Here is a 13,176-nt window from a genome sequence, read left to right on the forward strand (position 1 = left end):
AATAAAAACACGTGATGGTAGATTAGGGCCAAGAAAACTCGGCCCTAATAAGAATTTAAACGTTGTTAGCCACAACATTGGCTACCGCTTTTTCAAAGCGCGCCATACCTTCGCGAATATCCGCTTCAGGAATAACAAGTGATGGTGTGAAACGTACCACATCAGCACCGGCAACTAACGACATTACACCTTCTTGCGTTGCAGCGACTAAAAACTCTTTAGCACGACCTTTGTATTGCTCAGCAACAACACCACCTAACAATAGACCTTTACCACGGATTTCACTGAATACGCTATATTTATCATTAATTGCAGTGAGTAACTCACGGAACAACGCTTCCTTAACCTTAACTCCGGTAAGTACCTCGTCAGTATTTACCGTGTCAAACGCAGCTTCTGCAACAGCACATGCTAGTGGGTTACCACCGTATGTTGAACCATGCGTACCAATCTTAAGGTGCTTTGCGATATCAGCTGTCGTGATCATTGCACCAATTGGAAAGCCACCGCCCAGTGCTTTAGCCGTTGTTAAAATATCAGGCGTAACATTTAACCCTTGATATGCGTACAAATCACCTGTACGGCCAACACCTGTTTGAACTTCATCGAAAATTAATAACGCATTGTGCTTAGTACATAACTCACGTACGCCTTTCACAAAGTCAGCTTCAGGAGAAACAATACCACCTTCACCCTGCAATGGCTCCATCATAACTGCACAAGTGTTATCTGAAATAAGTGCTTCAAACGCAGCCAAATCATTGTAGTCACAATGAGCAATATCGCCTGGCTTCGGACCAAAACCATCTGAATATGCCGCTTGACCACCCACCGTAACAGTGAAGAATGTACGACCATGGAAGCCTTTATTAAATGAGATAATTTGTGATTTTTGCTCGCCATAGTTATCTAGCGCGAAACGGCGCGCTAACTTTAATGCCGCTTCATTTGCTTCTGCACCAGAGTTGGCAAAATATACTTTGTCTGCAAATGTGGCATCAACTAACTTTTTCGCTAAACGTAGTGACGGTTCATTTGTCATTACATTCGATAAGTGCCAAATCTTTTCGCCTTGTTCTTTAAGCGCACTAACCAAAGCGGGATGACAATGGCCTAAACAATTCACCGCAATACCGCCTGCGAAATCAATAAACTCTCGTCCATCTTGATCCCACACTCGAGAGCCTTCACCCTTCACTGGAATAATAGCTGAAGGTGCGTAGTTCGGTACCATTACTTGATCGAATAGTTCGCGATTAATAGTCATTTATTTTCCTCATTTGGTTGAGTACAGCACGTTATGATGTGGAATAAAAAGCAAGAACCTTTATAGACTCAGTGCACAAAAATTACCACATGGTGCAAAATTCATTCGGTTATTATTCCAGAAAAATAAGCAAAAGTCTCATATAAGACTTACTCACAGCCCTTACTAATCAAGGGATCGGGGTAAATTTTCATAGTGAGTGAATAACTATCTACAAGAAAGTAAGGAGATCCTATAAGCTATCAAGTCGCCATTCAAAATGAGTAAAAGCTCAACTTGAATGAATAGTCGTAAAAAAATTTATCTAATTTCTACTAAATTGTCAGCTGAAGGCTTTGGAACGCGCATTTTGCCAGTTTTTTTTGTTCGTCTTGCGACAATCCTAAATGCATAAACCACACCTCCGCTTCGTCTGGCTCGATCAGTTGACTGTCCTTTAATGATAAGTATTGCGAGTAACCATGTGCTTTCCTGACCACTTCAGTCAATGGCAAAGGGTCTGTGACATGTTGAGTGTCCGTCGGCAAATAGCCCGCGCTAAACTCTTCCATTACGGCATTAAAAGGCAAATACCGAAACGCCATTTTCTCTACCAAAGTACGAGACAAAGTTGCAGAACGCTCTAACAATAAATGTCTTAGAAAAAGTGGGTCTGGCCCTAATTCTAACAATGCCGTGTGAAGATCTTTATGGCTCTTATCTCGGGCTATTTGAACTTTGTTTTGCCATACCTTTTCAAATGTATGTAAATACAAACGGGTCAACGCTATTTTTCCCACATCAACTAACATTCCAAGCGTAAAAGCATGCTGCTCTTTAACACCATATAATGGTGCCAACTCTTTAGCAGCAATCGCTGTCGACATACTCATATCCCTTAGTTTACGCTTTAGTAAGGAAAAAGGCTCTGTGGAATGTGGCATCCAATGTCGCATAGCAAATGTGGGGATCACCATTTGCAAATTTTCGAGCCCTAAATACCGCAAAGCCAAGGCCGGAGTATCCACCTTAATAGATGTCCCTTTTGTATTTTGTTTTCGATATTGCGGTAAGTTCACTAAAGAGACAAGATCACGACCCAACCAAGGTAAATCATTCACTAAGGGCTCTAAGCGACCAATTGATGCAGACTTAACCGCCAACAAGTCCAATATAGTGGGCACTGAGTCTTGAATACCTATTACTTCGTGATAAATGTTATCCAGATCTTCTAATTGAGTTTCTATTGAGGACTCTATTATTTGATGTAAGTGAATACTCGCTTTCGCAATATATTTATGGTGACTGGTACTTGTTTGCTGTCGTTTGGCGGCTGCAGCTATTTCAACTTCCAGCATCGTACGTTGCGCAATTTTCTCACCATAGTTTATTTCAAGCGTATGAATGTACCCAATTTGTTGCTGAGCAAAATTGTGACTTATGAGTAAATCGTGAGCTCGTTCCGCCAAAGCTTGAGCTATCCTAATCTGCTTGGTGTTTTCAGCCATATCTAAATATTTTCGCCCTTTAGCATGATACAGTTATAGGTTAGAAGCGTCGGAGAAAGTTATCAAGTAATGCTAGACCTTGCTCGGTTAAAACCGCTTCAGGGTGAAATTGCACGCCTTCTAAGGCTAACTCATTGTGGCATAGCCCCATAATTTCATCTATTTGCTGGTGCTCATCGACAGTCCAAGCGGTAATATTCAATGCATCGGGAATTGAGTGCTTGTCAACAACTAAAGAATGGTACCTACATACGCTAAAACGCTCTGGCAGTCCTAAAAATGACCCGCCATTATTGTGTCGAATAACGCTTGTTTTACCGTGCATAACCTGCCGCGCTCGAATTACTTTCGCCCCCAGCGCTTGTGCAATACTTTGATGGCCTAAGCATATCCCTAAAATAGGATAAATTCCTTGTAGCTGTTCAACTATTGATAATGAAATACCGGCTTCGTTAGGCGAACAGGGTCCAGGAGAAAGTACAATATGCTCTGGGTTTAATGCTCGGATCTGTGCAAGTGTTAGCTCATCATTTCTTTTAACCAGTACTTCTTGATTTAATCGCTGAAAATACTGTACTAAGTTGTAAGTAAATGAATCATAATTATCAATCATCAACAGCATTCAATCATCACTCTTTCATTTAAAATAATTTTTAACATACTCACTGATAGCAAAACGAAAAAGAAAACATGACTCATGATTAGTCCCTATCAAAGGTTTTCAATACCTTGTAAATAACAGACTACCTTTTTGTTAGTATCGTAATTCTAACTAACACCAGTTCTCTGTATATTTATAAAACGTAACCATTGGAAAGTACTACTATTCACCCATCTGAAATAACAGGCGTTTAAAGATCCAGTATTTTAAAGCATTATTCTTGTGGATGTAACAACTTTTTATAAGCCTCTATCGGTCTTCCATGCACATTCAAATACAGAGTACCTTTAATTTACAAGTTAAGGTGATACGTAAAAAGGCTTATAGCCCGTGCTCTGTAGCCCAGTACCAAGTAAAGAAACAGTTAAAATATACAATGAAATGTATATAAAATATCAATTTGGCCCAATTTTTGCTAAAACCATTTATTTCTAACAATCTATTTGATAAAGTGCGCGCGTCCTCATCCTGTAGGACATCCTGTTGATGATGTATCTCTCGTAAGAGGATACACCGTATTGATAGCTTCTCCCCAGATTGCTATAACGGCTCACTGCTTTAGTGGGCCGTGTTTTTCTTCCGAGCCTTTTTAATTACAACAAGCATAATGAGTACTTATTTTGTGGCGTTTCATACTCTCTCCACCTTCACATGATATTATGACCCTTTATTGCTTAAAAATAAGGCTTCATCGTGCTAAAACCTCTTATATTCGCTATAGCTTTCATGTCTACCAACGTATTCGCGGCATGGCAATTAGATAATCAAAATAGTGATTTAAGCTTTACATCTATAAAGAAAACACACATTGCTGAAAATCACCATTTTAAAAAACTACATGGACAAATTGATGCGCAAGGACAATTACAGCTTGAGATTGACTTGAGCAGTGTGGAGTCTATGATCCCCATTCGTAATCAACGTATGCAATCAATGTTGTTTAACGTTACCAATTTTCCAAGCGGAAAAATCTCAGCAAACGTATCAGATCAACTTTCAAGCTTAAAAAACGGTACTCAAATAATAAAAGGTGTAAATGCTTCTCTAGAGCTGCATGGCCATAAGCAAAACATAAGAATGGATTTAGTCGTTAACAAGCACAATACTCAGCTACATATTGCCCCATTACGCGCCATTTTAATCAACTCAACCTCCTATGGTTTAACGTCTGGTATTGAAGCTTTAAGAAAAATAGCGGGTCTTGATACTATTGCGACCACGGTACCAGTTACATTCAGCCTTACATTCAATGAAAAGCCTTAATGAACTGATTGCGGTGTTAGTAACACCGCATGCCCCAACCCAACTATGGCGAACTGCCCCTTGTGGGTTAATTGATATGTCAATCGATAACCAAGGGCGCTGGTTCCATCAAGGCAGTGAAATTACTCGCCTAGAAATGATGAAGCTCTTTGCATCGGTATTAAATTACAGTCAAGGTATATATACACTCATTACCCCATCAGAAAAGTGTCAAATACAGGTCGCTGACGTACCTTTTTTAATCAAAACTTGGACCACTTATCAGCTAGGAACGCAATCGGTTATAGTATGTGAGGATAATCTCGGAAGACAATGGCCCATTTGTGAGCAGTTTCCATTAATCACAAAGTTATACTGTGGGCAAGTAGTCCCTTATCTCTGTCTGCCTAACGGACTGACCGCTCGCATACAGCGCTCTGTTTATTATCAATGGGCTGATATAGCTGAGCAAGATAGCAAAGGGGCTTATCTCAACTCAGCCAATAATCGCTATTATTTATGCTAATAACGATCTACTCTTGCGGCTCGGCTGTTTCTTCTTTTACAAACGGCCCCAAATACCAATCATCTAGTTTCCACCCTAACTCATTCAAACCTATCCCCTTCAAAGAAGAAAACGCATGAACAGTAATATCTGCATTCAATTCAGATAAAGTCCTACGTACTTGGAGCACTTCAGCTTTACGTTTACCTTGTTTCAATTTATCTGCTTTAGTCAGCAAGGCCAAAATTGGAATTTTACTATCAACTGCCCAATTGATCAGATCCATGTCTAAATCTTTCAATGGGTGACGAATGTCCATTAGCACGACCAAGCCTTTCAAGCTCTTACGTTTTTGTAAATACTCACCTAATGAACGTTGCCATTTTTTCTTCATTTCAATAGGCACTTTAGCAAACCCATATCCTGGTAAATCAATGAGGCGCTTTTGTGCATCAAGTTCAAAAGTATTTATTAACTGCGTGCGACCGGGCGTTTTACTTGTTCGCGCAAGTTTCTGGTCAGTTAATGCATTTAATGCACTGGATTTACCTGCATTCGAGCGGCCTGCAAACGCCACTTCGATCCCTTCGTCGGTGGGTAATTTAGAAATATCAGGGGCGCTGGTAATAAAACTAGCAGTGTTATACTTAATACGGGATTTGAGCACAAGCTCTCCTACAAAAAAACTAATAGCAATGACCGCTATAGTTTATATCAGATACTCGCCGTGCAAAAGCAAACAATGACGATTGAATCTAGATAAAAAGGTGAATTTTGCACATTACAAACTTAATCTAAGTCAAAACCTCATAATTTATAGGTCTAATATGAGCAGAAAACGTGCCAGAGAATTCAATATCGTGTAGAATGTAAAAATTGCAATGTAAAGATAGAGTTTGTTCACTCAAGCAGCACGAAAAGTACCTTTTTCGCGTCGCCTGGGTTTTAGATTACAGGGTCGGAAACAGAGAATTTACCATGAAAAAAATAGCATTAACTTTAACAGTGTTGCTTGGTACGTTGTCAGCAAGCAACGCAACAGCATTTGATGGCGACGCCGAAGCGGGTAAAGCAAAGTCTGCAACGTGTGCAGCGTGTCACGGCCCAGATGGCAATGCGCCTGTTAATATTTATCCAAAAATTGCCGGGCAGCATGCCGATTATATCTACAAGCAATTGAAGGAATTTAAGCTTGGTATGACATCAGGTGGTAGTGAAGGTCGTATGGAGCCGGTCATGAGTGGTATGGCTATGCCATTATCAGATCAGGATATGAAAGACTTAGCAGCTTACTTCTCAACTTTAAATATGAATGCAGGAACTACGCCTGAAGATGTTGTAACCATTGGGCAAAAATTATACCGCGCCGGTGACGCTGAACGAGGCATTCCGTCATGTGCCGCGTGTCATGGCCCTCGAGGTAATGGAACATCATTAGCAAAGTTCCCTAAAATTTCATTCCAACATCCAGAATATATCAAAGCTCAACTTGAGAAATTCCGTGATGGTAGTCGTAACAATGACATGAATGGCATGATGGGTGATATTGCGAAAAAGCTAACTGACACAGACATTGAAGTATTATCCAAATATTTAAGTGGCTTACATTAGTAGGTAACGACTAAAGTTGTATAGCAAATTATAAAGTACTGATAAAAAATTATCATACGTAAAAAAGAGGTAGCATCACGCTGCCTTTTTTTATATTCACTGATTGCGATATATCTCAAACCCACTGTAAGACATTGACCATATCACTTTGTGCGCTTTAACTTATTTTAATCTATAAAAAAACATTAAATATATGTAATAAAAGAACTTTAAATTTATTCACTCAACACTCCGTAAGAATTTTGTTATTAATTAGTTGTAACTAATTCAATAAAGCGTAGATTAATTGCTGTCGCCAAGGCAAAACAATAAAAGGGACAAGTCGATAGGGAAGCGTAGGTGACATGTTTGATATCGAATGGATATCATCATAAAGGAAATAACAATAAAGAGTCAGAGAAGACCGATAATAATAAATGCATGGAAGTTTAATAATAAAAACAATATGGAAAGAAGCACGGAAGTAAAAATAAAAACAAAATGGATGACAACATAATAAAAATAACAAAGACTTAAAAAGTCGAAGGGAGAAGTGTCCGAATTGTGACGCTCAGATTAGCAGACGGTAGAGAGTGATCTCTACCGTCTTTTTATTTATGCATTGTTTTATTGCTGTTATAATACCCGCCCTAATTTATTTCCTAAGAGTTTCTCGTGCAATCAGTCTCTCATTGCAACCTGTGTGGTTCTGTCGATATTAGCTTCTATCATAGCGATAAGCGCCGTGATTATTGGCAATGCCGACAGTGCGATTTAGTATTTGTTGACAAACACCAACATCTCACTCCCACGCAAGAAAAGGCAATTTATGACAGTCATGAAAACTCACTTGAAGACTTAGGCTATAAACAATTTTTATCGCGAGTGAGTGACCCTCTGCTTCTTAGGCTGAGAGTGCCTAGCAGTGGTCTGGACTTTGGCTGTGGCCCTGGCCCTCTGCTCGCTAAAGTATTGTCAGATGCTGGACATAGCATGGCTATATATGACCTATACTATGCAAACGATATTACGGTACTTCGTGATAAATACGACTTTATTACATGTACAGAGGTTATTGAGCACCTTGCTCATCCCCAAACTGTACTAACGCAATTATTCAGCTTATTAAAGCCTGAGGCACCCCTTGTTATAATGACTAAACTGGTTATTAATGCTGAACGTTTCACTAACTGGCATTATAAAAATGATCAAACACATATTTCATTTTTTAGCCGTAAAACATTTGAATATATCGCTTTGCAGTTTAACTGCAAACTCGAATTTATTGGCAATGACGTCATTATCCTTACCAAACCAATAACGCAACACGCGTTGAGTGAAGAACTATCATGACTAGAGAGAAAAAAAATCGAAAAGTAGCGCCTAGTAACGGCACACCACGATTAAGCAAAGATAAACTACGTGAGCTGCGTGCAATTAAAGAGCAGCGCACCAAAAAGCACAAAGGTGCTAAGCCTGGTTCGCGTAATGCCCAAGATGCAAAAATAGACACTCCCGTATCTGGCAACCAACAGAACAAAGATAAGCGCGTTGGAAGTAAAAAGCCGATTGCGTTGATCTCTGAACAAACAGTTCCAGTCGTAGAACCTAAACTGCAGCGTCATTTGTCGCCTCAAGTAGAGCTAAAGAAAGTAAAAGCAACCTTAACCCCAGAACAAGAGCTAAGCCAATTAGAAGATGACGAACGTTTAATGGCTTTATTAGACCGACATGAACGTGGTGAGCTGCTTACTGGTAAAGATGCAAAATATTTTAATCGTGCAATTGCTCGCCATCAAGAGCTATGCGAAATCTTGGGCATTGACGACGAATTCGAAGAGCAAGATGTCATAGCTGATGATCCTATGTCATCGTTTGTCAGTAATGATTTAGCTGATGAGTGGCTAGCTGATGATGAGGACAAGTAATGTCAATAACTTGGGTACTTCTAATCGCCCTTGGAGTAATTATTGTTGCGAGTTTATCATTTTACGCCGGTAAACTGCTTTGGCAATTGAAAGTCCAAAAAGCAAAAATTGCTTCAAAGCAAATAGAGCAACAAGCCAAGCTACAAAAAGCTCGAGAAAAACGTAACGCAAATCTCGCGGATAGCATTAACCTTATTGCCCGTGCAATGAAAGAGAAACAATGTGAGTATTCCGAAGGCTGTTTGAGGATTTGGGTACTCATCTCTCAGTATAGTTTCGACAAAGAGATTGTATTATCGGATATATATCCGGGAATATATCAAATGTATGAAGAAGTTAAGGATATGCCCACACACGAGAGTCGAAAAAAATACTCTAAAAAAGACATCTTCAAAATGGATAAACAAAGATGGCGCGCAGAAGAGCGTTTAGAAAGTGCCATTATCATAGATTGTGAAAAGCTTGCGACGGAATTCCAAGCGTTACCAAATAGTGAGAATGTTGTTTTCCAATAAGCGAAACAGGATATAGCCTTATAAAAAACCCGATAAGTAACTTAGTTACTATCGGGTTTTTTTATAACGTGCTTGATTTAATGTGCTTGTTCCCAGTTTTCACCATAATCGGCTTCAACAATAAGTGGAACGTCTAACGATACCGCCTCAGACATCAAGGAGCAGATCACGGCACTAAACTCATCAACCTTATCTGTGGCAACTTCAAACACCAGTTCATCGTGTACTTGCATTAATAATTGAACATCATCTGTTGATTGTGTTTGTAGCCAATTATATACATCTAGCATTGCTTTTTTAATGATGTCTGCTGCAGTACCTTGCATGGGTGCATTTATCGCAGCACGCTCCGCCGCTTTTCGACGTGCTCCATTGCGCGCATTAATATCAGGCAAGTGTAAGCGGCGGCCAAATAGGGTTTCTACATACCCTTTATCTGCGGCTTCCTCACGTGTACGCTCCATATATTCAAGCACACCAGGGAATCGTTCAAAATACTTATCCATATAATGCTGTGCTTCATGGCGTGGAATATCAAGCTGGCGAGCCAAGCCAAATGCACTCATTCCATAAATTAAACCGAAATTCACTGCTTTAGCTTTACGGCGCATATCAGCTGTGACGTCTTCCAACTCAACTGAAAACACTTCTGATGCTGTGGCACTGTGCACATCTTTTCCTTGCTCAAAAGCGCTCAATAAGCCCTTGTCTTGTGACAAGTGAGCCATAATTCGTAATTCAATTTGGCTGTAATCGGCTGCTAAAATAACCTTATTAGAGTCGGTAATAAATGCTTGCCTAATACGACGACCAGACTCGGTTCTAATAGGAATATTCTGCAAATTTGGATCACTTGAGCTGAGACGCCCCGTTGCAGTTACCGCTTGGTGATAAGAAGTATGAACACGGCCAGTATCCGGGTTCACCAATTTAGGCAATTTATCTGTATAAGTTGACTTTAACTTCGCTAGCCCTCTATGTTCAATAATTAACTTTGGCAGCGGGTAATCATGTGCTAATTCTTGTAATACTTCTTCAGCCGTCGAAGGCGCCCCTTTGGGAGTTTTCTTAATTATTGGTAACCCTTGCTTTTCAAAGAGAATTGCTTGCAGTTGCTTAGGAGAACTTAAATTGAACTCTTCACCTGCGAGTTCAAAAGCCGATTTTTCAATATCGGTTAATCGCTCTGCAATTTCAACACTCTGGCGTGCCAGCATATCACTATTAATACTAACACCTGTGCGCTCAACCTCTGATAGTACCTTCAGCAAAGGTAACTCAATGTCATTAAACACAGATAGCAACGATGCGTGTTCTTCCAATAATGGCCATAAATGTAAGTGTAAGCGTAAAGTAATATCAGCATCTTCCGCAGCATAAGGTGCCGCTTTTTCCAACTCAATTTGGTTAAACGTGAGTTGTGATTTGCCTTTGCCCGCAATCTCTTCAAAACTAATATTTTTGTGGCCTAGATACTTTAATGCCAGAGAATCCATATCATGGCGCGTGCCAACACTATTAAGTACATAAGACTCAAGCATAGTATCAAATGCAATCCCATTTAATGCTAAGCCGGCACGTGCTAGCACGCTTTTATCGTATTTGAGATTCTGACCCACTTTTTTGATTGAGTGATCAGCAAGAACTTTCCCCATTTTTTCAAACACGAGAGATTTGTCTAACTGCTCTGGAGCCCCCATATAATCATGCGCAATAGGCAAGTAAGCAGCTTCACCAGGTTCTACCGCAAAACTCATCCCAACTAAATCAGCTTGCATGTAATCTAAACTGGTTGTTTCTGTATCAAAAGCAATTAAATCAGCATTTTCTAACTTTTTTAACCACGTATCTAACTGCGCTTGGGTCAAAATAGTTTCATAGTTTGCTTCTACAGTCGGTACTGTCGGTTCTGATACTGCTTGATTTACTTTTGCCGCTTCATTGCCATCTAATAAATCAGCAAGCCAGCGTTTAAACTCACACTCCGCAAAGAGCTCAATAAGCCTATCTTTATTTGTTTCAGTAACAGCAAACGTATCTAAGTCTTGCTCGACTTCAACGTCTAATTTGATTGTAGCCAACTCATAAGACAACTCTAGTTGAGATTTGTGCTCTTCCAATTTTTTCGCCATTGTCTTCGAACCGCGAAAACCTAAGCCGGCAATCTTGTCTAAATTAGCGTATAAGTTGTCAATGGCCCCTAAGCCCTGCAACATGGCTAATGCCGTTTTTTCTCCAACACCAGGGACCCCAGGAATATTGTCTACTTTATCTCCCATGAGCGCCAAATAATCGATAATGAGTTCAGGTGCAACACCAAACTTATCAACCACACCTTGAGGATCTAAGATAGTATCCGTCATGGTATTAATTAACGTGACATGTTTATCAACAAGTTGAGCCATATCTTTATCGCCAGTGCTAATTAGCACGGCACGCTCTTGCTCTGATGCGATCTTCGCAAATGTACCAATAACATCGTCAGCTTCAACACCACTAATACAAACGAGCGGCAAACCCATTGCCTTAATAATCTCGTGAATAGGCTCTATTTGTGTGCGTAAGTCATCGGGCATTGGTGGACGATTCGCTTTATATTCGCTGTACATTTCATTTCTAAATGTCGGCCCTTTCGCATCGAATACCACCACCATATGGCTTGGTTTGTATTGTTTCAATAAGCTCTTAAGCATATTGATAACACCGTAAATAGCACCTGTGGCCTCTCCTTTTGAGTTTGTTAAATGTGGAGGCGAATGATACGCACGGAAAAGATAAGAAGAACCATCAACCAAGATCAAAGGATTTTCTGGGATCTGAGACATAATAAGGGGGATCCTAAATGAGCTTCAATAAAAACATCGTAAGCATGCCATACGACTAACCATAAGACGAGGAGTATTACACAGGTAAATGTACTCTAATTAGGGGAACAATCTGTGGATAAGTTTGTAGATAAACACAAACAATCGCAGCGGGCATAAAGATAAATGTCCTCAGAATAATTTAAATACCTGATATTAATAATAAAATCTATGTTCTTTTTTTATTTATTAAAATTGAGAAATGTGGAAAAACATTTTTACACTGCAAAAATATTAGAACACTCCGTTCAAAAATCAAGCTACTATTTTCGAGCGGGAGGGTATACTACCATAAACGATCTAAGATCACAGAAGATCCTTTATAATATTTTTGCTAGTCGCTACACTACTCCAAGTATATAGCCTTTAATACCTGACTAAACGAGAACATTTCATGAAAAAAATTGCGATCATCTTAAGTGGTTGTGGCGTCTTCGATGGTGCTGAAATCCACGAAACTGTACTAACAATGCTACATATAGAACAACTAGGTGCCGAGTATGAATGTTTTGCACCTAATTTAAACCAGCACCACGTCATCAATCACCTCAATGGGGAAACACAACAGGACTCACGTAACATCCTAATTGAAGCAGCGCGCATAGCACGTGGTAATATTCATGATCTCGCGACATTAAATGCCTCACACTTTGACGCGCTCGTAGTACCTGGAGGTTTTGGTGTTGCTAAAAATCTCAGTGACTTTGCTTTCTCGGGCGCGAACTCTACAATATTAGATATTTTTAAAGCAGCCTGCCAAGAGTTTAGTCAACAAAATAAGCCCATTGCCTATTTATGTATTGCCCCAGCACTAATTGGTCATATTCATCCACAAGGGACGCTCACAACCATTGGTAACGACCCTGACACTGCACTCGCAACAGAGCAACTTGGAGCCAAGCACGTTGACTGTGCAGCCAACGATATTGTTATTGACCTACAACAAAAAGTCATATGCACACCCGCTTACATGTTGGCTAATTCAATCTCCGAAGCCTCAGAAGGGATTGCAAAAGCCATAACGCAACTTATTGATATGGCATAACGCATTGCGTAAATTCAATAGCATGAATCACCTGCTTCTTTGCGACAACGCAAGAAAATAACCTTTTTGTGA

The 13,176-nt window shown here is 39.9% G+C and carries 12 protein-coding genes; 7 read left to right on the forward strand and 5 right to left on the reverse strand.

What is annotated here, in order from left to right; all coding sequences use genetic code 11:
- Positions 1-55: 55 nt before the first annotated feature.
- The 3 genes from J8L98_RS06370 to J8L98_RS06380 form a co-directional block, all read right to left on the reverse strand.
- Positions 56-1,267 carry an aspartate aminotransferase family protein gene (locus J8L98_RS06370; RefSeq protein WP_210995764.1) on the reverse strand — a complete coding sequence of 404 codons (1,212 nt, stop codon included), beginning with the start codon at positions 1,265-1,267 and terminating at the stop codon, positions 56-58.
- A 314-nt stretch (positions 1,268-1,581) separates the two neighbouring features.
- Positions 1,582-2,754: an HDOD domain-containing protein gene (locus J8L98_RS06375; RefSeq protein ID WP_210995765.1), complete on the reverse strand. Its 1,173-nt coding sequence runs from the start codon at positions 2,752-2,754 to the stop codon at positions 1,582-1,584.
- A gap of 40 nt (positions 2,755-2,794) precedes the next feature.
- Complete coding sequence (locus J8L98_RS06380; RefSeq protein ID WP_210995766.1) at positions 2,795-3,376, reverse strand: aminodeoxychorismate/anthranilate synthase component II; 582 nt, start codon at positions 3,374-3,376, stop codon at positions 2,795-2,797.
- Between the two features lie 765 nt (positions 3,377-4,141).
- Between J8L98_RS06380 and J8L98_RS06385 the strand changes: the two genes are divergently transcribed.
- Together J8L98_RS06385 and J8L98_RS06390 are read left to right on the forward strand one after the other, a co-directional pair.
- Positions 4,142-4,678, forward strand: coding sequence for a YceI family protein (locus tag J8L98_RS06385; protein WP_247682453.1), 537 nt, complete (start codon positions 4,142-4,144; stop codon positions 4,676-4,678).
- The gene (locus tag J8L98_RS06390; protein WP_192508915.1) at positions 4,665-5,183 is read left to right on the forward strand and encodes a DUF1285 domain-containing protein; all 519 of its coding nucleotides are present in this window, start codon (positions 4,665-4,667) and stop codon (positions 5,181-5,183) included. The genes J8L98_RS06385 and J8L98_RS06390 overlap by 14 nt, the downstream gene beginning before the upstream one ends.
- A gap of 7 nt (positions 5,184-5,190) precedes the next feature.
- On the opposite strand, the gene yihA is transcribed toward J8L98_RS06390, so the two are convergent.
- Entirely contained in the window at positions 5,191-5,829 is a 639-nt protein-coding gene (gene yihA / locus J8L98_RS06395; RefSeq protein WP_192508916.1) for a ribosome biogenesis GTP-binding protein YihA/YsxC, read from the reverse strand.
- Between the two features lie 311 nt (positions 5,830-6,140).
- Between yihA and J8L98_RS06400 the strand changes: the two genes are divergently transcribed.
- The 4 genes from J8L98_RS06400 to J8L98_RS06415 all read left to right on the forward strand — a co-directional run bounded on the left by J8L98_RS06400 (position 6,141) and on the right by J8L98_RS06415 (position 9,195).
- Positions 6,141-6,773 (forward strand): c-type cytochrome, encoded by a 633-nt coding sequence (locus J8L98_RS06400; RefSeq protein WP_210995768.1) that lies wholly within the window; start codon positions 6,141-6,143, stop codon positions 6,771-6,773.
- A 654-nt stretch (positions 6,774-7,427) separates the two neighbouring features.
- Positions 7,428-8,105 (forward strand): class I SAM-dependent methyltransferase, encoded by a 678-nt coding sequence (locus J8L98_RS06405; protein ID WP_210995769.1) that lies wholly within the window; start codon positions 7,428-7,430, stop codon positions 8,103-8,105.
- Positions 8,102-8,680 carry a Der GTPase-activating protein YihI gene (gene yihI / locus J8L98_RS06410; RefSeq protein WP_192508919.1) on the forward strand — a complete coding sequence of 193 codons (579 nt, stop codon included), beginning with the start codon at positions 8,102-8,104 and terminating at the stop codon, positions 8,678-8,680. Before J8L98_RS06405 ends, yihI begins: the two co-directional genes overlap by 4 nt.
- A complete protein-coding gene (locus tag J8L98_RS06415; RefSeq protein WP_192508920.1) occupies positions 8,680-9,195 on the forward strand; it encodes a DUF2489 domain-containing protein in 516 nt (171 codons plus the stop codon). The genes yihI and J8L98_RS06415 overlap by 1 nt, the downstream gene beginning before the upstream one ends.
- Before the next feature lie 77 nt (positions 9,196-9,272).
- Here J8L98_RS06415 and polA read toward each other — a convergent pair whose 3' ends face one another.
- On the reverse strand, positions 9,273-12,020 hold the full coding sequence (gene polA, locus J8L98_RS06420; protein WP_210995770.1) for a DNA polymerase I: 2,748 nt from the start codon (positions 12,018-12,020) through the stop codon (positions 9,273-9,275).
- A 433-nt stretch (positions 12,021-12,453) separates the two neighbouring features.
- Here polA and elbB point away from each other — a divergent pair, with 433 nt between their 5' ends.
- Entirely contained in the window at positions 12,454-13,104 is a 651-nt protein-coding gene (gene elbB, locus J8L98_RS06425) for an isoprenoid biosynthesis glyoxalase ElbB (RefSeq protein ID WP_210995771.1), read from the forward strand.
- The last annotated feature ends 72 nt before the right edge of the window (positions 13,105-13,176 follow it).

Origin of the sequence: Pseudoalteromonas sp. MMG013 (assembly GCF_018100885.1) — a bacterium.
Lineage (GTDB): Bacteria > Pseudomonadota > Gammaproteobacteria > Enterobacterales > Alteromonadaceae > Pseudoalteromonas > Pseudoalteromonas aurantia.